This is a genomic window from Borborobacter arsenicus, assembly GCF_003934165.1.
GTDB lineage: Bacteria > Pseudomonadota > Alphaproteobacteria > Rhizobiales > Rhizobiaceae > Pseudaminobacter > Pseudaminobacter arsenicus.
This window is the reverse complement of record NZ_RKST01000016.1, coordinates 42,647-64,582: the sequence shown is the minus strand read 5'-3', so window position 1 is coordinate 64,582 and position 21,936 is coordinate 42,647. Positions and strand designations below refer to the sequence as shown.

General features: G+C 63.9%; 19 protein-coding genes and 3 pseudogenes. 10 read left to right on the top strand and 12 right to left on the bottom strand.

Annotated features, from left to right (window positions below):
• Positions 1-24 precede the first annotated feature (24 nt).
• Positions 25-1,773 carry a protein-disulfide reductase DsbD gene (gene dsbD, locus EET67_RS17905; RefSeq protein WP_128627569.1) on the top strand — a complete coding sequence of 583 codons (1,749 nt, stop codon included), beginning with the start codon at positions 25-27 and terminating at the stop codon, positions 1,771-1,773.
• A gap of 23 nt (positions 1,774-1,796) precedes the next feature.
• Positions 1,797-2,588: a TlpA disulfide reductase family protein gene (locus tag EET67_RS17900; RefSeq protein WP_165899947.1), complete on the top strand. Its 792-nt coding sequence runs from the start codon at positions 1,797-1,799 to the stop codon at positions 2,586-2,588.
• A 369-nt stretch (positions 2,589-2,957) separates the two neighbouring features.
• Here the strand turns inward: EET67_RS17900 and EET67_RS17895 are convergent, their stop codons facing one another.
• Positions 2,958-4,208 (bottom strand): MFS transporter, encoded by a 1,251-nt coding sequence (locus tag EET67_RS17895; RefSeq protein ID WP_128627567.1) that lies wholly within the window; start codon positions 4,206-4,208, stop codon positions 2,958-2,960.
• Between the two features lie 138 nt (positions 4,209-4,346).
• On the opposite strand from EET67_RS17895, the pseudogene blh reads away from it, so the two are divergent.
• The 5 genes and pseudogenes from blh to EET67_RS17865 all read left to right on the top strand — a co-directional run bounded on the left by blh (position 4,347) and on the right by EET67_RS17865 (position 8,638).
• A pseudogene (gene blh / locus EET67_RS17885) lies at positions 4,347-5,689 on the top strand (bifunctional sulfur transferase/dioxygenase Blh).
• Positions 5,680-6,030, top strand: a complete 351-nt coding sequence (locus tag EET67_RS17880; protein WP_425359532.1) for a metalloregulator ArsR/SmtB family transcription factor — start codon at positions 5,680-5,682, stop codon at positions 6,028-6,030. The pseudogene blh and the gene EET67_RS17880 overlap by 10 nt, the downstream one beginning before the upstream one ends.
• Complete coding sequence (locus EET67_RS17875) at positions 6,027-6,455, top strand: YeeE/YedE family protein (RefSeq protein ID WP_128627564.1); 429 nt, start codon at positions 6,027-6,029, stop codon at positions 6,453-6,455. The genes EET67_RS17880 and EET67_RS17875 overlap by 4 nt, the downstream gene beginning before the upstream one ends.
• Positions 6,456-6,459: 4 nt before the next feature.
• Positions 6,460-6,891: a DUF6691 family protein gene (locus EET67_RS17870; protein WP_128627563.1), complete on the top strand. Its 432-nt coding sequence runs from the start codon at positions 6,460-6,462 to the stop codon at positions 6,889-6,891.
• A 28-nt stretch (positions 6,892-6,919) separates the two neighbouring features.
• Positions 6,920-8,638, top strand: a complete 1,719-nt coding sequence (locus EET67_RS17865; RefSeq protein ID WP_128627562.1) for a SulP family inorganic anion transporter — start codon at positions 6,920-6,922, stop codon at positions 8,636-8,638.
• 186 nt (positions 8,639-8,824) lie between these two features.
• On the opposite strand, the gene EET67_RS17860 is transcribed toward EET67_RS17865, so the two are convergent.
• The 6 genes and pseudogenes from EET67_RS17860 to EET67_RS17835 form a co-directional block, all read right to left on the bottom strand.
• On the bottom strand, positions 8,825-9,451 hold the full coding sequence (locus EET67_RS17860; RefSeq protein WP_245451010.1) for a PIN domain-containing protein: 627 nt from the start codon (positions 9,449-9,451) through the stop codon (positions 8,825-8,827).
• A complete protein-coding gene (locus EET67_RS17855) occupies positions 9,390-9,836 on the bottom strand; it encodes a DNA-binding protein (RefSeq protein ID WP_128627561.1) in 447 nt (148 codons plus the stop codon). The genes EET67_RS17860 and EET67_RS17855 overlap by 62 nt, the downstream gene beginning before the upstream one ends.
• 612 nt (positions 9,837-10,448) lie before the next feature.
• A pseudogene (locus EET67_RS17850) lies at positions 10,449-11,642 on the bottom strand (IS91 family transposase).
• Positions 11,643-11,645: 3 nt separating this feature from the next.
• Complete coding sequence (locus EET67_RS17845) at positions 11,646-12,554, bottom strand: tyrosine-type recombinase/integrase (RefSeq protein ID WP_128627560.1); 909 nt, start codon at positions 12,552-12,554, stop codon at positions 11,646-11,648.
• A gap of 174 nt (positions 12,555-12,728) precedes the next feature.
• Positions 12,729-13,430, bottom strand: coding sequence for an SMC-Scp complex subunit ScpB (gene scpB / locus EET67_RS17840; protein WP_128627559.1), 702 nt, complete (start codon positions 13,428-13,430; stop codon positions 12,729-12,731).
• A 2-nt stretch (positions 13,431-13,432) separates the two neighbouring features.
• Complete coding sequence (locus EET67_RS17835) at positions 13,433-14,389, bottom strand: DUF1403 family protein (protein ID WP_128627558.1); 957 nt, start codon at positions 14,387-14,389, stop codon at positions 13,433-13,435.
• A gap of 127 nt (positions 14,390-14,516) precedes the next feature.
• On the opposite strand from EET67_RS17835, the gene EET67_RS17830 reads away from it, so the two are divergent.
• On the top strand, positions 14,517-15,710 hold the full coding sequence (locus tag EET67_RS17830; RefSeq protein ID WP_128627557.1) for a tyrosine-type recombinase/integrase: 1,194 nt from the start codon (positions 14,517-14,519) through the stop codon (positions 15,708-15,710).
• 17 nt (positions 15,711-15,727) lie between these two features.
• Here EET67_RS17830 and EET67_RS17825 read toward each other — a convergent pair whose 3' ends face one another.
• Complete coding sequence (locus tag EET67_RS17825; RefSeq protein WP_128627556.1) at positions 15,728-16,066, bottom strand: helix-turn-helix domain-containing protein; 339 nt, start codon at positions 16,064-16,066, stop codon at positions 15,728-15,730.
• Complete coding sequence (locus EET67_RS17820) at positions 16,063-16,401, bottom strand: type II toxin-antitoxin system RelE/ParE family toxin (RefSeq protein ID WP_128627555.1); 339 nt, start codon at positions 16,399-16,401, stop codon at positions 16,063-16,065. The genes EET67_RS17825 and EET67_RS17820 overlap by 4 nt, the downstream gene beginning before the upstream one ends.
• A 149-nt stretch (positions 16,402-16,550) precedes the next feature.
• On the opposite strand from EET67_RS17820, the gene EET67_RS17815 reads away from it, so the two are divergent.
• Positions 16,551-17,492, top strand: coding sequence for a recombinase family protein (locus EET67_RS17815; protein WP_128627554.1), 942 nt, complete (start codon positions 16,551-16,553; stop codon positions 17,490-17,492).
• An 8-nt stretch (positions 17,493-17,500) separates the two neighbouring features.
• Here EET67_RS17815 and repC read toward each other — a convergent pair whose 3' ends face one another.
• The 3 genes from repC to repA form a co-directional block, all read right to left on the bottom strand.
• Positions 17,501-18,820: a plasmid replication protein RepC gene (repC, locus tag EET67_RS17810; protein ID WP_128627553.1), complete on the bottom strand. Its 1,320-nt coding sequence runs from the start codon at positions 18,818-18,820 to the stop codon at positions 17,501-17,503.
• 224 nt (positions 18,821-19,044) lie between these two features.
• Positions 19,045-20,058 (bottom strand): plasmid partitioning protein RepB, encoded by a 1,014-nt coding sequence (gene repB / locus EET67_RS17805; protein ID WP_165899946.1) that lies wholly within the window; start codon positions 20,056-20,058, stop codon positions 19,045-19,047.
• A complete protein-coding gene (gene repA, locus EET67_RS17800) occupies positions 20,055-21,272 on the bottom strand; it encodes a plasmid partitioning protein RepA (protein ID WP_128627551.1) in 1,218 nt (405 codons plus the stop codon). Before repA ends, repB begins: the two co-directional genes overlap by 4 nt.
• Before the next feature lie 399 nt (positions 21,273-21,671).
• On the opposite strand from repA, the pseudogene EET67_RS17795 reads away from it, so the two are divergent.
• Positions 21,672-21,935: pseudogene (locus EET67_RS17795) on the top strand (P-type conjugative transfer ATPase TrbB); the annotation flags it as partial.
• Position 21,936: the final 1 nt, after the last annotated feature.

Genomic DNA, 21,936 nt, shown 5'->3' with positions numbered 1-21,936 from the left:
GCAACGGAAGAAGGCCTGATCAAGATGCGGTTCATCGTCTCGGCTCTGATTGCCCTGTTCCTGTCGGCCGGCGCAGCCTCCTCGCAGCAGCCGGTCGCACCGCTCGACGTCGATGACGCCTTCGCCCTATCGGTGGCGAGGGTCGGGGAGAAGCTGGAGCTGAGATGGAATATCGCGCCGGGCTACTACCTCTACCGGGACAACTTCACGATCACGCAGGGCGCGACCGACGTGCCGTTCACGGTCTCGGAAGGCGTCGCCAAGGACGATCCCGGCTTCGGCAATGTCGAAGTCATCTTCGATGAAGCCATCGTGGATCTGACACCCGCGGCCGGAGAGCCTGTGCGCGTCGACTATCAGGGCTGCCAGGACGGCGGCATCTGCTATCGGCCGGAAGCGCGTGTCGTCGCACCCGACACGCTCGTGGTCACGAAACCTGTCGGCGGCTTCATCGCGCCAGTGGCCGGCGACGTCTCGCTTGCTGCGTCCGGCATCGTGATCGCAGACGACGCCGGAGACACCTCCTCGATCCTGGAGGGGAGCAGCGTCGCCTGGATCATGCTGAGTTTTCTCGGCTTCGGACTGCTCCTCGCCTTCACCCCTTGCGTTTTTCCGATCTATCCGATCGTAATCGGGATGCTCGGCCGCCAGGGCGAACGGACCACTGCAGCCCGCGGCTTCGCCCTGTCCACGACCTATGTGCTCGGCCTGGCCGTGGCCTTTGGCTTGGTCGGGGCGATCGTCGGCTGGAGCGGCCAGAACATCCAGTTTGCCCTGCAGTCGCCGTTGACCACCGCGGCGATCGCCGCGCTGTTCCTCATCCTCGCCAGCTCGATGTTGGGCGCCTTCGAACTTCAGCTTCCGAGCGGATTGACCTCCCGCTTTGCAGGACGGAGCGGCGGCGGCTCGCTCGGATCTGCCGGCGCGCTCGGGTTCACATCGGCGCTGATCGTGGGGCCGTGCGTCACGGCGCCGCTCGCAGGCGCGCTCGTCTACATCGCGCAGGGCGGCGACTGGCGGATCGGTGCGCTGGCGCTGTTCTCGCTGGGCTTCGGCAAGGGCCTGCCGCTCATCGCCATGGCCACGTTCGGCGGAGGTCTGCTGCCGCGCGCCGGTCGCTGGATGGAGGAGATCAAGCGCCTGTTCGGCTTCGGCTTCATCGCTACGGCGATCTGGGTTGCTACGCCACTGCTGCCGATCGCCATGGACCTGTCGCTCTATGCGCTCCTGCTGATCGTCGCCGCAGTCGACCTCGTGCTCCGGATCTCGTCGCGCCGAGCCAAGGCGGCGGCGATGGGGCTGACGCTTCTCGCCGGCATCCTCGCGCTCGGCGCCATCGACGGCAACGGCAAGCCGATGCAGGCCATGGCGCGCATTGTGCTGCGCTCCGCACCGCCTGCGGGATCGGACCTGACGTTCACGACGACAGCATCTCGGGAGGGTCTCCTGCGTGCTTTCGAGGCGGCAGGAGAGAAAGCACAGCCGTTGATGCTTTATGTCACTGCCGACTGGTGCGTAATCTGCCGCACGATCGAACGCAAGGTGTTGCCTGACAAGGGGGTGGCGAAAGCACTGGACGGCGTTCATCTCGTGAAGTTCGATGTCAGCGAGTTCGACGCCGCAGCCCAAGCGGTGCTTAAGGAACTCAAGATCGCGGGACCGCCGACCATGGTCTTCTTCGACTCTTCGCGCCGCGAAAGGAGCGGCACCCGCCTTATCGGAAGCGTCGCCTCGTCCGACCTCATCCAGTCGGCGACGGCGCTCAAGCGATGAACGCCGTCACCATCGGATCACTCATGCTGTCGGTCGACCGTCTCGTCGCGCTCGCAGGGATCGTCGCGTTCCTCGTCGTGACGACGATCGCCGCCCGAAAGTCCGGCGACGGGCTAGCGCGCTGGTCAACGACGGGCCTGGTCTTCGGGATCGCGGCGGCTAGGACTGCCCACGTCGTCATGCACTGGAGCACGTTTGCCGACGACCCCTGGCGCGCGCTCGCCGTCTGGCAGGGTGGCTTCTTTTGGCCGGCGGGCGTCATTGCCGCGCTCCTCCTGCTGGTTCTTCAGGTCAAGGAGACACGCGGGAGGATCGCCGGTCTCGCCGGCGTCGCCGTCGGTGTCTTCGTCTGGAATGCCGCGTCGCTCCTGACGTCAGGCGTCGATCCCGTGCCTCTGCCCGGCAATGCGCTCCAGACGCTTTCAGGACAGTCCATCGCGCTTCCCGAACTCGCCGGAAAGCCGATGGTTATCAATCTCTGGGCAACATGGTGTCCGCCTTGCCGCCGCGAGATGCCGATGATGGCCGAGGTGGCCGCGGCGAATGACGACGTCACTTTCGTCTTCGCCAACCAGGGCGAGAACGCGCCGCGCATCCGTATCTATCTGTCACGGGAAGGGTTGCTCCTGCCCAACGTACTGATGGACAATTTTGGCGAACTGAGCCGGCACTACAAGGCGCCGGGCCTGCCGGCGACGCTGTTTATCGGTGCGGACGGCCGGCTCGTGGACATCCATCTCGGCGAAATTTCGCGCGAGGGGATGCTGAACAAAATCGAAGCTCTTCCTCGCGACGGCGTGGCCTTAATGAATTGAAGTTGACAGAAGGTGACTAAGTACCATCATGACAATCGCTTCCTTGGGAGCAAATTGGCTGCATGCTTAAGTGTACGGTGTAGACTTGGGCAGAAGCGCTCGCGACTGGACGACTTGCGGCATTTTGAAGGCGAAAGATCTACTGACGACCATCGATCTATGTACCTGAGCCGAGAATCCCGCTCTTGCGAATAGTCGGCGGACGTAGGCGTCCATCAAAACTCGGCTCCGACGTTCCGATGCTCGTGGTCAATCAGCCCGAGGCGCGGGCGAGCACCTGTCCCGAAGGCCTGGGGAAGGCTTGCCAGCGTCGGTACGTCCCGACGCAGGGACGATTTGGCAGTGGTGGCAGGGCCATTCTGCTGGGGATTAGCGGCGATTGGACAGGCCCGGATGGGACTCCTCGCCCCACCAGGCCAACAGCGCACCTGAAGCAAGCATGGAGAAGGCGACGAACCAGAAGGCCGCGTCGAGCGAGCCTGAAAGGCTAGCCGTCAACCCCAATCCCAACGCGCCGACCGCATAGCCGAGATCGCGCCAGAAGCGGTAGATGCCGATCGCCGATCCGCGCCAGGTCGGGTCCGCCAGATCGGCGACCGCTGCGGAAAGGTTGGGATAGAGCATCGCCATGCCGAAGCCTGCGATAGCAGCAGCGATCGTCCATCCCCATGGGCCGTCAACCACGACCATCAGAGCGGTTCCGATGGTGCAGATCCACATGCCGCCGACATTGAGGATATAGCGGCCGATCCTGTCGGAGAGCGGCCCGGTGACAAGCTGGGACACACCCCACACGACGCCGTAGATTCCGGCAATCCAGCCGATTTGCGGTAGCGCGACGCCTTTTGAAAAGAGATGGACCGGTAGAACCACCCAGATAAGCGCATCGACGAACTTTTCGACGAGGCCGGCCTGCGACAGGGCTGCGAGGCGCCGATCCCGCCACGACATCAGGGCGAACACGTCCCATGTGCCGAGCGCCGGTTTTGCTCTGACAGATCCCTTGGCGGTGGCTGGCCGAACGAAACGCAGCGTCTCACGCACACCGAAGATCGTCAGCACCGTGCCGGTTCCAATCACGCCAATGCCAAAGACCAGCAGGCCGGTTCGCATGCCAAGACTCTCTGTCAGATAAGCGGTGGCGACTCCTGCGATGGCGACGCCCGCATAGCCGGCAAACTCGTTGAGGCCGAGAGTGAGGCCACGCTGCTCGGGCCGGGTGAAGTCCAGTTTTGCAGTCTGACTCATCGACCAGCAAAGACCTTGATTGACGCCCAACAGTACCGTCGCCGCAACGATCCAGGACCAGTCAGGCGCAAAGTAGATGAGATACGGAATAGGAAACGCCGCGACCCAGCCCGCGAGCAGGACCGGCTTGCGGCCGATCTGTTCCGACAAACGGCCGGCGACAAAGTTAAGAGCGCCCTTCACCACGCCGAAGGCGACGACGAAAGACGCCAGGAGCACCATCGACCCGCGCGCGACCTCGAATTCACTCTCGGCGAGCGCGGGAATCACGGTTCGAACCATCCCGATCGTCAGACCGATGAGCAGCACCTGAAGGAGCTGATGCGAAAATTGGTCCCGATTGGCGATGATGCCCAGCGAAGGTTCGTTCATTCGCTGCTCCCTGCCATCCACAACGCGTCGACTCTCTGCTGCATGCGTTCACTCGATATCGTCTCTTGCATTTTTTCGCAATCGTTTTATATATGCGATGATTAACGTCCACCCCACCCGTTTATGCAGGAGAGACCCATGAAACAGGTCACCGACAAGCTCTACATCGCGCCGCAACTGACTGCCGACGACATCCGCGCCGCCAAGGCCGAGGGCTTTGCCGCCATCGTCAACAATCGGCCGGACGGCGAGGAAGCAGGCCAGCCAAATTCCTCTGAGAACCGCCGCGTCGCGGAGATGGAAGGCCTTGGCTACACCTATCTTCCTGTCGTGCCGGGTCAGATCACCGAGGGTCAGGTGGCCGATTTTCAGGCGTCGCTCGCGCAAGCCAGCGGTCCGGTGCTTGCTCATTGCAGGACCGGCGCGCGCTCAGCCACGCTCTATGCGATCGGCGAAGTGATCGACGGCCGGATGTCGGAGGACGAGATCGTACCGCTCGGGCAGCGGCTCGGCGTCGATCTGTCGGGCGCGGTCAAATGGCTCGACGCCAACGACCGATAATCGATCGCCACATCCCCCACTCACGGACGAATGCCATGACTATCAGCCGACCCAACGTGAAGGCCTTCTTCGACCAGCGCACCTTCTCTGTTCAGTACGTCGTATCCGATCCCGGCATGAAAAGGTGCGCCATCGTCGATCCGGTGCTCGACTTCGACGAGAAGTCGGGGGCGACGGCAACGATCAATGCCGACCGCATTCTCGACTACATCGAGAGCGAGGGGCTGACGGTCGAGTGGATTCTCGACACGCATCCCCATGCCGACCATTTCTCCGCGGCGCGCTATCTAAAGGAACGGACGGGCGCGCCGACCGCCATCGGCGAGAAGGTGGTCGAGGTGCAAAAGCTCTGGAAAGGGCTCTATCACTGGCCCGACTTTCCGGCCGATGGCTCGCAATGGGATAGGCTTTTTGTGGAAGGCGAGACGTTCAAGGTCGGGACCATCGACGCGAAAGTGCTGTTCTCGCCGGGCCATACGCTCGCCTCGATCACCTATGTGATCGGCGATGCCGCCTTCGTCCACGACACGCTGTTCATGCCGGATTCGGGAACGGCTCGGGCCGACTTTCCCGGCGGGAGCGCATCGCGATTGTGGGATTCGATCCAGGAGATACTCGCCCTGCCGGGCGCAACCCGCATCTTCGTCGGCCACGACTACCAGCCCGACGATCGCGAGCCACGCTGGGAATCGACCGTCGACGAGCAGAAGGCTACGAACACGCATATGTCGAAGTGCCGGACCAAGGACGAATTCGTCGCGGTTCGTGAGAAGCGCGACGCATCACTGCCCATGCCCAAGCTCATTCTGCACGCCCTGCAGGTGAACATAAATGGTGGCCGCCTGCCCGAGCCCGAAGCGAACGGCAAGCGTTATCTCAAATTCCCGCTCGACGTCTTGGAGGGTGCGGCATGGGACTGACCGCCATAACCCGCGACCTGTCGCAAGAGACCACCGAGATGGTCGAGAATGCCGGCGAGGCGGCGGAGTTTCTGAAGAAACTCGCGCACCCCTCGCGCCTGATGATCGTCTGCGCGCTTGTCGATGGCGAGCGTTCGGTGCGCGACCTCGAAGACACGCTGGGCATCCGCCAGCCCGGTCTGTCGCAGCAGATCGCCGAACTGCGCGAGGCCGGCTTCATTGTCGGCCGCAAGGAATCCAAGCACATGTTCTACCGGCTCGAAGACGGCCGCGTGTCCGAATTCATCTCGATGATGCACGCCATGTTCTGCGCCACGCCGCGCCAAGGATCGAATCCATGACCGAATTCACCCCCCTCGCCTCGCTCGCCGGCGGCATGATGATCGGCCTGTCGGCCGTCCTCCTGATGCTCTGGGAGGGCCGCGTCGCCGGCATTTCCGGCATCGTCGGCCGCCTCCTGCCGCCCTATCGCGACGGCGTGTTCCTCTCGCGCTTCGGCTTCGTCATCGGGCTCGTCGCGGCGCCATTTGCCATGATCGCACTTGGAGGCGTCGAGATCAGCCAGACGGTATCGTCCAACATCCCGCTGATGATCGCCGCCGGGCTCCTCGTCGGCTTCGGCTCGGTCTGGGGCAATGGCTGCACGTCCGGCCACGGCGTGTGCGGCCTGTCGCGGCTGTCGACCCGCTCCTTCGTCGCCACCTCGATCTTCATGGCGACCGCCTTCGTCACCGTATTCCTCGTCCGCCACGTCATCGGAGGCTGATCCCATGTCCTTTCTCGTCAATCTCGCGCTCGGCCTTCTGTTCGGCGCCGGCCTCGTCGTCTCCGGCATGTCGGATCCGGCGAAGGTCCTGAACTTCCTCGACCTCTTCGGCGCCTGGGACCCCTCGCTCGCCTTCGTCATGGGCGGCGCGGTGCTCGTGACCTTTCTCGGCTACCGTCTCGTGCTGGCGCGCGGCGAGCCGATTGTCGGTAACCGCTTCCATCTACCGACGCGCGGCGACATCGACGCGCGCATCGTCGCCGGTCCGGCCATCTTCGGCATCGGCTGGGGGCTCGGCGGCTTCTGCCCGGGCCCGGCACTGACCGCGGTCGGGCTTGGCGCGACCGGCACCCTCGCCTTCATCCCCGCCATGATCCTCGGCATGTGGGCGGCGCGCCTTCTCGCCGAGGACAATGCGGCGCCTCGTACCGCCTGACGCAGGCAACAATCGAAAGATCAGGACAATGAACCGGCTGGCAAACTACCTGCCGATCCTCGACTGGGGTCGGCGCTATTCCCGCGCGACCCTGACCAACGACATGGTCGCGGCAGTCATCGTCACGATCATGCTGATCCCGCAGTCGCTCGCCTATGCGATGCTGGCGGGCCTGCCGGCCGAAATCGGGCTCTACGCGTCGATCCTGCCGCTGGTTGCCTATGCGGCGTTCGGCACCAGCCGGACGCTCGCCGTCGGTCCCGTCGCGGTCGTCTCGCTGATGACCGCCTCGGCCATCGGCGAGATCGCCGCTCAAGGTACGCCCGCCTATCTGGCCGCCGCCATGCTCCTCGCCTTCCTGTCAGGCGCGATGCTGATCGCCATGGGCGCCTTCCGACTCGGTTTCGTCGCGAACTTCCTGAGCCACCCGGTCATTTCCGGCTTCATCACCGCATCGGGCCTGCTGATCGCGGCCGGCCAGCTCAAATATGTTCTCGGCATCGAGGCCGGGGGCCATACGCTGCCGCAGATCGTGCGCGGCCTCGCCGCGAGCATCGGTTCGGTCAACCTGCCGACGCTTGGCCTCGGGGCATCAGTGCTGGCCTTCCTCTATTTCGTGCGGATGCGCCTGAAGCGTGTCCTCGTCGCGCTCGGCCTTTCGGCGCGCCTCGCCGATATCGCCACCAAGGCCGGCCCGGTGGCCGCGGTCGCCGCGACGATCCTTGCGGTTCCCGCATTCAACCTCGACGCGCGCGGCGTAGTCCTCGTCGGCGCCATTCCGCAGGGCTTGCCCGTCCCGACCCTGCCCGCCTTCGATCTCGCCCTCATTCGCATCCTGGCCGTCCCGGCACTCCTGATCTCGCTGATCGGCTTCGTGGAATCTGTCTCGGTCGCGCAGACGCTCGCCGCCAAGCGCCGTCAGCGCATCGTGCCGGACCAGGAACTGATCGGGCTCGGCGCGGCCAATATCGCCTCGGCGGTCTCCTCGGGCTATCCCGTCACTGGGGGCTTTGCTCGCTCAGTCGTCAATTTCGACGCCGGGGCCGAGACGCCGGCTGCCGGCATCTACACCGCCATCGGCATCGCGCTTGCCACGCTGTTCCTGACCCCGCTTCTCGCGAACCTGCCGCAGGCCACGCTCGCCGCAACCATCATCGTCGCCGTCCTGTCACTGGTGAATATCGCCGTCATTCGGCGCGTCTGGACCTATTCCAAGGTCGATTTCTCGGCCATGGCCGCCACCATCCTCGGCACGCTTTTCTTCGGCGTCGAGACCGGCGTCGTCATGGGCGTCGTGCTGTCGCTGCTCCTCCATCTTCACCGTACGTCGCGCCCGCATATGGCCGTTGTCGGCCAGATGCCCGGCACGGAGCACTTCCGCAACGTCGATCGCCATCAGGTGGAAACCTCGCCGCATATCCTGTCAGTCCGGGTCGACGAAAGCCTCTATTTCGCCAACGCCCGCTATCTGGAGGACCGCATCGCCGCCCTTATCGCTGAACGACCCGAGCTCAAGCACGTCGTGCTGATGTGCTCGGCCGTGAACATGATCGACGCATCGGCGCTCGAAAGCCTCGATGAGATCAACCATCGCCTCAAGGATGCGGGCATCACGCTCCACCTGTCGGAGGTGAAGGGCCCGGTGATGGACCGGCTCAAGCGCAGTCATTTCCTTGAAGACCTGACCGGCGAGGTGTTCCTCAGTCAATATGGCGCAATGTGCAGATTGGGGCCGCCGGCGACATAAGGCCGGCTTAAGGTGAGGTATAAGCATTGGCAGCCGGCCTTCTGCCCTTTCCGGTAGCCAGCAGCGGTCGGAAACCCTTCACGGCAATGACAGTCAGCGTGCTTAAACGGCAGTTTGTTGTACAGTTCCACACTGCAATCTTATGCGACTTTTTGAGCACGAAACGCGAACACTTCCTGGGATCGGCTATAGTGCTGAAGCGTGCGAACGCAGCCGCCGCACCAGCTTTGTAAATCCTTGCCTGCCGAGTAGCTCGAGGAAATCCTGCGCCGAGCTGCCTGATTTAGTGAGATTGCGACGAGCGTTTGCCAGCGACACAATGACGAGGTCGGGAGCCTCGTCATAGATCCCGGCCAGAAACCCGTCAGGCGTCTCTCGGGTCAGCCGGTTCTTCCTCAATTCCTTTGCGGGAAAGTCGCGCAGGTTCCAGGTCAGGATATGGGACGCTTTCGCTTCGATAGCGGCAGCTACGACGTGCCTGTCATCAGGGTCGGGAAGGTTGATGGCCTCGATATTGTGATGAAAGTTCCCGACCAGTGCTTCAGGGAGGGCCTGTTCCATCAGGCGCCGCGTCGCGTGAAGACGCTCGATAGAAAGCGCCGGCACGTTCGCGATGAGATTGCGCATCCACTCGTTGTGGATCTCTTCCGTCCAGCGTGCATCATAAAGCCCGTCGGCGGAGGCTTGGATCAGGACGTTGCGCTGATGGAAAGGGTAAAGGACGCAGGCATCACAGACGGCCGTTGGAGGATTAAACGCCATAGCGCACGTGCAGATCCTCAGCGTCCTCGGCAAGTGCTTCCATGGCACCACGCTGCGCTTCCAGACGGGCTTTCAGCGACAGCACATCCTTGAGCAAAGCGCGGCGGTGCTTGCCGACATATCGGAACGGAAGATCACCACGATCCATCCTCAGCACAACCAGGGGACGCGATATCCCGAGGATTGGGGAAATCTCTGTCGGGCTGAGTTCCTGGTCTTCAGCTAGGACCGCGACGCGATCGCCGCTTAGCAGTCTGTCGATTAGTATCTCGACGGCATCAACAGCAGCTGGCGGAAGAGCAAGGGTCTGCTCCTTCCCGTCTTTGCGGCGCACATGAAGTTCCATCCGATCGCCTGCCGCGAGCCGCGGCATCGCGGCCACCTTCTTTAGGTCGCGGTCCGAGAGACCGGCAAATTTGACGACTTGGCTGGCCATGACTGCTCTCCTTGCCGCCAATATAGGAACTCAGCGCTCTAACTGCAATAACTGAAACATTGCCCCGATTACTCGGGAGAGGAATCGGGTATGTCCGGCGCCCTCCCCAATATGAGAGGTGCCTATGCGACTTTTTGAGCACGACCGCTTAGGGCGACGTGTGTCCGAAATTTGTAGCACGATTTCGGACACTCCATTGCGGTGGAAGCTTCCAAAAAATGGTGCAGGGACGCGTCATCTCACGGCAGAAAAGGGGCCGTAACCAGACGGTCGGGTCTTACGCCCGACCTACGACAAGCGGTCATTCGGCACCCGTGAAGAGTTTCGGGCGCCGTCAGGCGTACGAAAGTCCCCGAGGAAGGAACCCGCGGGGCACAGTCGACGGCTATGGGGATTTCGATCTGCGGCCGATGTCGGTGACAGTGCTACTGGCGCTGGGAAGCGTGGGGATGGATGCGAAGAGGCGGCTTCGTTGTGCCTCCGCGCAGTCCAGCCGATCCCGCACGAGGCTCGTTGCTACGCTGTCGGCGGCGATTTTGACGATAGACGCGCGCGGGTCCGATGCCGGCGGCCGGGCGCCTGCGGCTGAAGGTTCGACCATACCATGCCGGGTCATGGAGCGGTCTCCCGGTTCGTCGCCGACGCGTGCGGCGGTCCTCGCGGCTGCCTCCAGCGCTCGAACGTCTCGATGATGATCATACGTCCACTGCAGCACCGGCATGGCGGGCGGAAGTCGTCCGGCACGCCTGATGTGCCGTCATCGGGCGGAGAGGCGACATCCAGGAGTTCGCGGGCGAGCGCGAGGCTGGCCTTACGGGCGGAGCCGGCAAGCAGGCCGTAGTGCCGGATGCGATGGAACCCGCGTGGCAGGACGTGGAGCAGGAAGCGGCGGATGAACTCGTCGGCCGCGAGCGTCATGACCTGCCGCCGGTCCGCGCCGTCGCGGCGGTAGTCCTTGTAGCGGAAGGTGACACCGTCCTGGTCGAATGCAATCAGGCGGCTGTTCGAGATCGCAACCCGGTGGGTGTAGCGCGACAGGTAGGCAAGCACCGCCTCCGGCCCGGCGAACGGCGCCTTGGCATAGACGATCCATCGCTTCCCCCGAACGGGAGCAAGGTGGCGCAGGAAGGTTCGGCGGTCGGCCAGGTGTGCCATGGTCCCGAAGAAGCCGAGCCGCCCGGCGTCGTGGAGTGCGACCAGCCGCGTGAGGAAGAGTCTTCAGAACAGCTTGCCAAGCACGCGCACCGGAAGCAGGAAGGCTGGCCGCGACGCGATCCATCGCCTTCCACCCAGTGCGATGCCGCCGCCCGGCACGATCATGTGCACGTGCGGATGGTGGGTCATCGCCGAACCCCAGGTGTGGAGCACGGCGGTGATGCCGATGCGAGCGCCAAGGTGTCTTGGGTCGGCTGCGATCGTCATCATCGTCTCGGACGCCGCCTTGAACAGAAGGTCGTAGATAAGCGCCTTGTTCTGGAAGGCGATGTCGGCGACCTCGGCCGGCAGCGTGAACACGACGTGGAAGTAGCCAACAGGCAGGAGGTCGGCCTCGCGCTCGGCCAGCCACGTCCGCGCCGCCGCGCCCTGGCACTTCGGGCAGTGCCGGTTGCGGCAGGAGTTGTAGGCGATGCGCCACTGGCCGCAGTCCTCGCAGGCCTCGACGTGACCGCCGAGCGCCGCGGTGCGACAGTTCTCGATCGCCGACATGACCTTGAGCTGGGCGAGGCTCAGGTGGCCTGCATGAGCGGCCCGATAGGCAGGCCCTGCTGCGCGGAAGATGTTGGCGACCTCGATCGAGGCGCGCACGGCTCAGCCGCCGGGCGAGATCTCTGTCGGCCTGAACAGCCCAAGCTTGTCGAGCGGGCTCGTGACCGTGCGAACCGTCTTGGTCGCGACCTTGGCGTAGAGAGCAGTGTTGTTGAGCTTGGCGTGTCCGAGCAGCACTTGGATGATCCGGATGTCGGTGCCGTCCTCCAGCAGGTGGGTTGCGAAGCTGTGGCGTAGCGTGTGCGGCCCGACCCGCTTGCCGATGTCGGCGGCCCGGGCCGCCTCGACGACGATGCGATAGAGTTGCCGCGTGCTGATCGGCTTCATCGCGTGTTGCCCCGGGAACAGCCAGCCGTCGCGATGCATCACGCCCTGCTGCCGACCGACCTTCCACCACTCACGCAGCAACGCCAGGAGGTCCTCGGAGAGCATGGCATTGCGATAGCGCCCGCCCTTGCCGCGCTCGACGCGCAGCAGCATGCGCTCGCTGTCGACGTCGGCGACCTTCAGCATCGACACCTCGGCGACCCGCAGACCCGCACCATAGGCGACAGAGAGCGCGGCCTGGTGCTTGAGACACGTCGTGGCATTGAGCAGCCGGGCCACCTCGTCGCGGCTCAGCACCACGGGCAGGTTGCGCCGATGCGCCAGCCGGACGAGCCTGCGCGCCAGGTCCGGGCGGTCGAGCGTGTGGATGAAGAGGAAGCGCAGCGCCGACACGATGCTGTTCATTGTCGGCACGGGAACGCCGTCCTCCTGCTGCTCGATCTGGAACCGGCGCAGGTCGTCGGCGGTCGCCGTGTCAGGTGAACGCCCGAGGAATGCCGCCAGGCGTCCGATGTCGCGGAGATAGTTGCGCTGCGTCTCGCGGGAGAAGCGCCGCATGTTCATGTCGTCGATCAGCCGCTGGCGCAGCGGACTGACGGGTGCGTCGAGATCAGGGAAAGTCATCGTCAGGCTCCTTGTTGAAGAAGCCCGTCATGCTCTGCCGCTGCCGCGCGACGCTCAATGGAGGCCCGACCTCCGGCCTGTGCCCTCTACCTCAACCCCAGGCGCCCTCCCGCGCGAGCGGGTTCGTTCCTCGGCCCCTATCCGGACGCGGCTAAGGCGAAGGCCAGCAATTATTCAAAGCATCTCGCCGTCAGCGACGTTGACCTCATCACCATCCTCCCTGTGGGTCAGTCCGACCGGTATGTCGCCCGCCAGCAGTTTTTCCTTCGACAGCAATCCGGCATCTTCGAGCGCCTCGAAATCCGGCAGGTCGCGCAGCGTGTCGAAACCAAAATGGGATAAAAACGCCTTGGTGGTGACATAGCTATAGGGCGCACCCGGCTGCGGCGAGCGCGGCCCCGAGGCGATCAGATCCTGCGCGCGTAAAACTCCGATCAGGTCGCGCGACACCTCCTTACCGAAGAACGTCGACAGCTCGCCGCGATTGATCGGCTGGAAGTAGGCGATGCACATCAGCACCAGCGCTTCCGACTGCGACAGCGGGCGCGAAACATCGCCCTGACCTGCAGCGATCCGAATGACGTCACCAAACGCCTTTTTGGTCCGGTGCTGCCAGCCGCCGGCGACCGCGACCAGCTCGTAGGGCCGGCCGGCGAGCTCGGCGCGGATGTCGTCGATGATCAGCTCGATGTTGCAGCTTTTGCCGACGATGCGCGCCAGCGTCTCCCAGGGCACAGGCTCGGATGCGGCAAAGATCACCGCTTCGATCCGGCCCATCCATTCGCGCCAGCGCAGCTCCGGAGGCAGGTGCTCGAGCTCCGTATCCAGCAGCATCGGCTGTCCGTTTTGCCCTTTGCGTGCGGCGGATCCAGCCATCGTCACAGCCCAAACAGCCGGAAGGATTCGCGACCAGACAGCTCCCGCACCGCCTCGAATTTCTGCAGCCGCTCGAACAGCCGCCGTGCGCCAAAGCGCGACAAGGTCTTGGTGGTCAGCGAGCCGGGCACGGCATCGTCATCGAGCAATTTTTTGACGACCTCCCCTGCCCCTTTGGCGCGCAGCTTTGGCGTCACCGCGGCAAGCCGCGCGGCGCGCCGCGACAATTCCGCCGCCAGCCGCAAGGCATCGTCAGAACCCTGCGCCAACACCATGCACACTGCGCGCTCAAATTCTGCCTGCCCTCCCGGCCGAAATCGCTTGGCGCGGCCGTCACCGGATCGGAACGCGGGGCCAAAAACCTGCGCCATCAGCAGCGGCACCGGTTTTGCCCAGCGCAGTTTTTGCGCCAGCAAAGAATCGGCGCACCACCAAGCTAACAGTTCCGCCCCCGGCGACACCGCCATAACCCGGCTGGCGATCGCTGCGGCGGCAAACGGCGCCGGCCGGCCGGAACGGCCCAGCTCGTCGATCACGCCCGGAAGATCGGCAAAACCGTCATCCCAGCGCAGGCTGAGCAGTGCGGCCACTTCCATCAGTCTCGCGACATCGGTCGCCGGCGGCCGTGAGGCCAGTTGCCGCCATGCCGCTAAAAGACTGCCGGCGGGGCCCGGATCGCCGTCGACAGGACGCAGGTACCAGGCGTCGCGTAACGACGCCTCGTCCTCGGAACGGCCGGCAAGGCGCACGGCGGCGGCGGCGCATTTCAGGGCCAGGCGCTGCCGCCAGGCGCCGGCAAAGGCTGGCTCGGAGCAGACCAAGGAGTCGAGCGACGTCAGCGCGGCGCCGGCACAGAAAGCGGCATCGGTGTCGTGCTCGACTGGCCCGCCCGGCAACGCCCAGGACGGCGCACGCGGCAGCGGCGGCAAGACAGCGGACGGTGGATCGGCACGAATCATGCAGCGGATGATAAAGTCGCGGTGCGCTTCATGCCATCATTGTCATATAAAAACGCACAGCCTGTCTGATGATAAATACGACTGATAAGCTTCCATTATCGGACATATAGTGATAGACACCCAAATCATGGAAAATCCCTCGCCCAAAGCCGCCAGAAACGATCTTCCGGCCGACGACCATCTGGATGGCAAGGCGCTCGCCAGCGACCCTCTCGAGGGCGAGATGCCCGACATCGTCGACCTCGTCATGGCAATGGGCCAGGCGGCGGCGACACCCCGTGTTCGCGTCCCGGCGGATGTCGAGGATCTGGTCGAGACGGCCAGGGACTACGCCGACAACGCCACCTCGGAGAATACCCGCGACGCCTACGCCAAGGACTGGAAGCATTTTTCATCCTGGTGCCGGCGCACTGGTTTTGAGCCCCTGCCCCCGGATCCGAAGGTCATCGGCCTCTACATCAGCGCCTGTGCCTCAGGCACCGCCGCGGGGACTGCCTCAGGCAGCGGCGGCGCGAAGCTTGGGCAGCCCGGTCTGTCGGTTGCGACGATCGAGCGCCGGCTCTCCGGCCTGGCGTGGAATTTTACCCAGCGTGGCCTGGCCATGGACCGGGCCGATCGCCACATTGCCACGGTGCTCGCCGGCATCCGCCGCAAGCACACCAAGCCGCCGCGCGTGAAGGAAGCCGTCCTCGGCGACGACCTCGTCGCGATGCTCGCCACGCTCGGCCACGATCTCAGGGGCCTGCGCGACCGCGCTATCCTGCTCCTTGGCTTCGCCGGCGGCCTGCGCCGTTCCGAGATCGTCGGCCTCGACGTCACGCGCCCCGACCATCTTAATGGGGCCGACAGCGACGGCGCCGGCTGGATCGACATTTTTGCCGACAAGGGCGTGCTGGTGACACTGAGGGGAAAAACTGGCTGGCGCGAGGTCGAGGTCGGCCGCGGCTCCAGCGATCACACCTGCCCCGTGGTCGCGCTCGAGACCTGGATCAAGTACGGCCGCATCGCTCGCGGGCCGCTGTTCCGGCGTATTTTCAAGGACAACAAGACCGTCGACGTCGAGCGGCTCTCCGACAAGCACGTCGCCCGCCTGGTCAAGCAGACGGTGCTTGCCGCCGGTGTCCGCGCCGATCTGCCGGAGGCGGAGCGTGTCCTCCTGTTTGCCGGGCACTCGCTGCGGTCGGGGCTCGCCTCGTCGGCCGAGATCGAGGAGCGCTATGTCCAGAAGCAACTCGGCCATGCCTCGGCGGAGATGACGCGCAAATATCAGCGTCGACGTGATCGGTTCCGGACCAACCTCACCAAGGCGTCAGGGCTGTAGAAAAGCCCCCTCCCCGTTTAGTGGGCGGCTTCCTTGGCCGCCGCGTCCTCGTTGGACGACAGTGCTCGCAGCACTGCTTCCGGCTCTCGGTCCATGACACGAAGCAGTGTTCGCGCAGCGCCGCTCGGCTGCCGTACCCCCTGCTCCCACTTCTTGTAGCCGGAAGGACTGGTTCCAAGCACAGTCGCCATCTCATCCTGGGTCAGGTCGAGCTTCTTGCGGATCGCCTTTGCATCGACGGCACCGACATCGACAGTGTGCATCTTGATGCCGGGAACATCCTTGCCCTGCGCATGCGCCAAAGCCTCAGACATGGCCTGAATGAGATCCGCGCCGAATTTTGTCATCTCGCTCATGTTTTGCTCCTGTGCGCCGCCTTGATCGCCTTGGCAAACGCGGCAACCGCCTTCGCCTCATCGGGCTTCAGATCGACCTTCTCGTTCTTGCCGTACGCCAGCAGCGCATAGATCGGTGCGCCGTCACTGTACCAGTAGTAGATGACTCTGGCTCCGCCGCGTTTGCCCTTGCCTTTGGCGCCGAATCGCATCTTGCGAACGCCGCCAGCGCTGGGGATCTCGTCACCGATTTGCGGATTGGCCGCAAGAAAGTCGATTAATTCCTTCCGTTCGTCTTCGCTGAACAGCTCCGCCGCTTGCTTGATGAACAATGGTGTCTCGGCGACGGTTTGCATACGCTTCCTATAACCCAATGGGGTATATATAAGGTACGGACAGGATGAGTCAATGCCGTCCTCGGGGGCAACGGCACCTTCAACCGATCGGTTATCCCTATCCTCTGTGTTTGGAAAACCGCCCCAAAACGCACTCTCAGACGCTCCGGATGGCCGCTGACACGCAAAATCACGCTTCCCGTCGACCACAGGGCCGACAAATCGGCTACGCGCGGGTCTCCGCGGACGAGCAGGCCACCGAAGCCCAGGAAATGGAACTGCGCGCCGCCGGCTGCGACGCGATCGTCGAGGAGCACGGTTCGGGCGCTTCACGCGCCCGCCCTGCCCTGTCGAAGCTCCTCCGGGAGATCGGCGCCGGCGACACACTGGTGGTGGTGCGCCTCGACCGCCTTGCGCGCTCGGTCAGCCATCTGCTCGAGGTAATCGAGGACCTGACCGTAAAGGGCGCACATTTCCGGTCGCTGCGGGATCCGATCGACACGACGACGCCGCAGGGCATGTTCTCCCTGCAGGTGCTCGGCGCCGTGGCGCAGCTCGAGCGAGCGTTGATCTCCGAACGGACTAAGGCCGGAATCCGGGCGGCGAAGTCCAAGGGCAAGCGGCCGGGCAATCCCGGCATCCGCGAGCGCCGGCCGGAGGCGCTGGCTAAGGTCACAGCCGCGCAGAAGGCGGCGTACGGAGCGCGCATCCAGGCCACGTTGAACCAGTGGCTGCCGACGGTACGTAGGATGCGGCCAGACCACACCTGGCACGACATTGCCAAGGTGCTGAAGCCGCGCGGCCTCGACTGGACGCCCGAGCGCCTGCGCCGGGCCGTCAAATGGCTCGTCGCCGAACACCTCGCCGACCCCGCTTTGCTCAGAAAATCCCCTCCCCGGCTGCCCGAAGACCGGCTGATGACGCTGGTGGCCGGACTGCACACGGCAAATCCCGAGCTCACGCTCCGCGAGATCGCCGGCCAGCTCGAGCGCCTGCACGAGCGGACGCCGCGCGGCGGCAGCAAATGGTCGCCGAGTTCGGTCAAGAACCTCATCGATCGGGCCCAGCGCACGGGCCTGATCGACGCCGAACCGGCTGCCGCAGCCGAATGACCGCCTCATCATCGGAACTTCGGGTCCTTCAGGGTTTTGAGCAGCGCCGGCGAAACCTGAAGATCTGAGCCGCCGTCGGCGTTACCGGACGGCCCTGAGCCGCGGCCATCCTTGGGCGGCTTGGTCGCGTCTAGCTTTGCCCGAACCAGGGCCATGATCATCGGCCAGGTCGAGAATTTGCCGTCCCGCGCCCGATCGGTCAGGCTGCGCAGGTAGCCGCCGGCATTGTTGATCTGGTCGGACCGTTGCAGGATCGCGGCGATCGTGATTGCGGCGTGCTGATCGCCCATGGCCTCGCGGGCTTCGCGCCAGGCGCTTGGACTGATCCCGAGGAACGGCCGGGCCAATTCGGCCGCGGCCAGGAAATCCCGCCAGTGCCGGATAGCACCGCCTTGCGCCAAATCCTGCACGGCCGGGCAAGCGTCCAGCACGATCCCCAAGGGCAGTTCGCGCTTCGGCAGGCTCCGCAGGTTGTCGGGTTCCACGGCGGTGCCGCCCGCCTCTTCTTTATTTCCCAAGCCGCTTTCAGATTCACGAAGGGGGTCTGGGTTTGAATTCTGTATGTGACGACCATTATGGGACTCATTGGCGTCCGGATTCTGTGTTTTCGCGAATGATTCCAATACCTCACGGATCTCGGTGTAAAGGCCGTGCAGATCGGTGCAGATGTCGTCGACGGTCTGGCGGGGCGCCGAGCGCGGGAGGCGGCCGACGATCGCTTGGTAGGTGCGCAGCACGCCCGCCCAGTTGCCCGGCACGTTCTCCTCGATGCCGGCGTCGATCAGTTTGACGATATCGCGCCGGAGCAGCGTCAGGCGCTCCTTGGCGACGTGGAACGCCTTCTTCTCGTCCCTCACGGCCTCCGCCAGGTCCTGGAACTCCTCGGCGCGGGCGACGATCGGTGAGAGATCGAAGCCATAAGCCTGCTCGATCTCGCCTCCCCTGCCCTTGCGTGCGAAGCGTTTGCCGTTCGGGCTGTCACGGCGAATGATCAGGCCGCAGTCAACGAGCACGGCTAGGTGCCGGCGGAGCGTCGTTGGCGGCATGCCGTTGGCACGCGCGGTGAGCGCCTCGTTGGACGGCCACACGATCAGATCGCCGTCGGCCGAGAGCGTGGGCTCGAGGTGGAACGACAGGAGGGCGTTGAGGAGCGTGAGCGATCGATCCGTTGCACCTAGGAGCTCCCTGGCGTCACGGATGGAGTAGAACACCTTCCACTTGTCGACTGTGGCGCCCTGCGGCACCGATTTTGCGGCGACCTGGCTTGCGATCATGCCAAGCGACACCGCTCGCCGCCCAAAGGGCGTCGTTGAGATATGCGTCTGCATCCTTCATCACCTATTGCTAGGCAATAGAAATCCGCTCGCCGAATCGACGCTCACGGCCCAAGGGCCTTGACTGGGATTCCGGGAAGTGCGATTCTCTCGTCACCACAACTGAGAAGGGCTTCCGGATGTCGTTTCGGGGGCCTTTTTCTTTGCCCGGGTTCCTATTTTCCGCTGTTCGGGTCAGAAATTGTCAGCTGACAATCCGGCCCGAAAGCGATTGTTTTTCAGCGTGTTGTTCCTTTCTCATTGGGGTTGGATTTGCCTTCGTGGCTCTCTCCGAACTCCTTGAGGAGGTCCGGTAAGCGCCGCTGAAGGAAGCTGGCGAAGCTGCTGTTATCCGACACAAGGCGGACCTTGCCGCCTTTCTTTTCGATCCAAGCAACGCGGCCTGGCGATTTGGCTCGGCGGTTGGTCGGGGATTTTGGCATACCCGCAGCGTCGAGAATGATCGCAAATCGCCGGTCACTATCCGCAGCCTGGAAGTCGCTGGCTGCCACCACGTTTTTGAGCTGGTTTCGGGCCCCGGGATACTCGAGCGCTTTGGCAAGCTGGAGCCACCTCGGCCGGCCGACCTTTGGCGCCGGCCCGATCGCCACGATGAGTTCTTCACCCAAGACCTGGGACACGGTGAGGAGGCGCGAGACCTCCGGCTTGTCGACGTTGAGCGCTGCAGAGAGCGTATCCCGGTCGAAGCCACGGGACTCCATCTGCATCGCGAAACGCGCTCGCTCGATGAACGACAGGTCCTCACGAGGCCCATTCTCCTGACCTTGCAGGATCACCATTTCCTTATCGGACAGCGCCCGGATGATCGCCTTGACTGGGAGACCGAGTTCCTGGGCGACGCGCCAACGGCGATGTCCGGCAGCGATTTGGTAGTGACCGTCGTCCGTGGGGTGCGGCCGCGCAATGATCGGAATCTGCTGGCCGTTCTCGGCGATCGCTGCCTTGAGTTCCTGGAAGCGGGTGTCGGTGGTCGAGGGAATGCGGTCCGACACGATCGATTGGCTGAACAGTGCAGGATCGAGTTCCTGCGTGGTCTCACGACTGGCGAGCTCCTCACGCAAGGCCTTGGCCTGCGCTGCTTCCGCCGTGAGGCGATCAAGCCCGAGGCTCATGGCCCTGACCGCCCCCGAGGCCCGAGCGGGATGCACCGACGCCTCGCTGGGCGGATTCGGCTTGCCGGCGGCGACCAACCCCTGGAGAATGTCCCTGCCCCGTCCATCTGGCTTTTTCACTTGGGTGCCCTCCCCCAAGCCTGCAGGACCAGCTTCTCGATGTCGCAGTTGACCGCGTCCATGGATTCGATGGCGCGGTCGTAGGTCTGGCGGTGCATCGACTCGCGCGGCGCCTCATAAACGGTCTGTTTCGACAGGCCAGCATCGGAAATGGCCGTCGACTTGACCATCATCGGGGTCAGCACGCGCTCCCCAAATAGACTGCGCAGGAAGGCGACGATCTGGTTCTGCGGCCCGTCGTTCGGTTCGTGGCGCGTTACCAGATAGCGCATCCAGTCGTAGTCCAGGTTGCCGCCATTATCGCGAACGACCGAGAGGAGCTGCGAGGTCATGGCCAGGAACTGGTTCATCGAGGCCACGTCCAGCATCTGCGGATGGACCGTGATCAGGACCGCCGTCGCAGCGCACAGCGCCGACATGGTGAGAAAGCCAAGCTGGGGCGGGCAATCGATCACGACGACATCGTAATTATCGGCGACACTGTGCAACGCACTGGCGACCCGCATAAAGAACAAGCTATCGCCGTCCTTCTCGCCGCTGGCGAGGACCCGCGGCGTGTCGTGCTCGAACTCGTGAAGTTCGAGGTTGCCCGGAACGAGATCGAGGCCGGCGAAGTAGGTCTGGCGGACGATTTCGGCCAGCGGGCGCCGATCGCTGTCGTAGCGGATCGCTCCGTAGAGCGTCTGGTTCTCGTCGACGTCGAATTCCGGCTGATAACCGAACAGGGCCGACATGGACGCCTGGGGATCGAGATCGACCGCCAGCACGCGAAACCCACGAAGGGCAAGGTACTGCGCCAGATGTGTGGCGGTCGTGGTTTTGCCGGAGCCGCCCTTGAAATTGGTGACCGCGATGACCTGAAGGTGCTCGTCGCCCTTGCGCCAGGGCACATAGGACGTCTTGCCCTTGGTCAGGTGGTGGCGGAGGGCGTGGATCTGATTGAGGGTGTACCGGCGCCGGCCTGGAGCGCTCTTTTCAGGGATGGGACCGTCTTCGTCGGTCGCAAGACTCCTGATATAGCTTTCGGTCAGGCCAAGCAGTTTGGCGGCCTCGGCGGTAGAAAACGTTCGAAGTTCTTTCTTGGCTTCCGGCGGGAAGAGACGCTCTCGCAAAACCTGGAGCTGTGAGCCAAGGGCCTGCGAGTCCTCCCAGATCGTTTGGTCAAACGCCTGGGTTCCACTTGGTCGCAAATTCGCGGCTGCGTTGGTGTTCATCGTGAAAGTCGCAAAAGAGAGCCATTCTGACAAATTTCCGCAAATTGATCCGACTCCCATCTATCGGTCAAGGAATATTGGGTTAACGCTTCCCTAACGCGCTCCGCCTTTTCCTAGTAGCCATTTGTTATTACTCGATTTTTCGGGATATTGTCAGATGACAACCAGACGGTGGCCAGCGGCCTTCTGGTTCGCCGACACGCTTCTCCGAGCGCAACAGACCCGACTCACTGCTCAAATCATCCCGTCAGATTCGCCGGGGTGACCGCCCGAGCAGCCTTCGCTCTTATCGCACTCTGACGAAGCAGCCGGGCGCGGATCCGGAGATGGCGGTGCAGACGATCAGGCAGAGTCGGCACGGCTGGGCGGCGAGGTCGCGCACGCAAGCGCGTCGCATCGCTGTCTGGTGCGCGCAAACTCCGCGACGCCTTGGGTGAACCGATCTGCCGGGCCCTTGATGATCCGAGCGTCGTCGAGATCATGGTCAATCCAGACGCAGGCTGTTCGTGGAGCGGCTAGGTAGGGGATGGAGATGCTCGCCCCGCTCCAGCCTGGCGCTGCCGAGATCATCATCTGTATCGTGGCGCATGCTCTCGGAGCGAAGTCGATGCCGAGCGACTGATCACCTCGGGAGAGCTGCCAATCGGCGGACACCGTTTCGAAT

Bases quoted from the DNA above. Each gene is read 5' to 3' on its own strand.
- EET67_RS17825 (WP_128627556.1), bottom strand. From the start codon at position 16,066: ATGAGCGAGATGACAAAATTCGGCGCGGATCTCATTCAGGCCATGTCT.
- EET67_RS17845 (WP_128627560.1), bottom strand. From the start codon at position 12,554: ATGACTTTCCCTGATCTCGACGCACCCGTCAGTCCGCTGCGCCAGCGG.
- dsbD (WP_128627569.1), top strand. From the start codon at position 25: ATGCGGTTCATCGTCTCGGCTCTGATTGCCCTGTTCCTGTCGGCCGGC.
- EET67_RS17835 (WP_128627558.1), bottom strand. From the start codon at position 14,389: ATGATTCGTGCCGATCCACCGTCCGCTGTCTTGCCGCCGCTGCCGCGT.
- scpB (WP_128627559.1), bottom strand. From the start codon at position 13,430: ATGGCTGGATCCGCCGCACGCAAAGGGCAAAACGGACAGCCGATGCTG.
- EET67_RS17865 (WP_128627562.1), top strand. From the start codon at position 6,920: ATGAACCGGCTGGCAAACTACCTGCCGATCCTCGACTGGGGTCGGCGC.
- repC (WP_128627553.1), bottom strand. From the start codon at position 18,820: ATGCAGACGCATATCTCAACGACGCCCTTTGGGCGGCGAGCGGTGTCG.
- EET67_RS17820 (WP_128627555.1), bottom strand. From the start codon at position 16,401: ATGCAAACCGTCGCCGAGACACCATTGTTCATCAAGCAAGCGGCGGAG.
- EET67_RS17815 (WP_128627554.1), top strand. From the start codon at position 16,551: ATGGCCGCTGACACGCAAAATCACGCTTCCCGTCGACCACAGGGCCGA.
- repA (WP_128627551.1), bottom strand. From the start codon at position 21,272: ATGAACACCAACGCAGCCGCGAATTTGCGACCAAGTGGAACCCAGGCG.
- EET67_RS17880 (WP_425359532.1), top strand. From the start codon at position 5,680: ATGGGACTGACCGCCATAACCCGCGACCTGTCGCAAGAGACCACCGAG.
- EET67_RS17855 (WP_128627561.1), bottom strand. From the start codon at position 9,836: ATGGCCAGCCAAGTCGTCAAATTTGCCGGTCTCTCGGACCGCGACCTA.
- EET67_RS17895 (WP_128627567.1), bottom strand. From the start codon at position 4,208: ATGAACGAACCTTCGCTGGGCATCATCGCCAATCGGGACCAATTTTCG.
- EET67_RS17870 (WP_128627563.1), top strand. From the start codon at position 6,460: ATGTCCTTTCTCGTCAATCTCGCGCTCGGCCTTCTGTTCGGCGCCGGC.
- EET67_RS17875 (WP_128627564.1), top strand. From the start codon at position 6,027: ATGACCGAATTCACCCCCCTCGCCTCGCTCGCCGGCGGCATGATGATC.
- EET67_RS17900 (WP_165899947.1), top strand. From the start codon at position 1,797: ATGCTGTCGGTCGACCGTCTCGTCGCGCTCGCAGGGATCGTCGCGTTC.
- EET67_RS17830 (WP_128627557.1), top strand. From the start codon at position 14,517: ATGGAAAATCCCTCGCCCAAAGCCGCCAGAAACGATCTTCCGGCCGAC.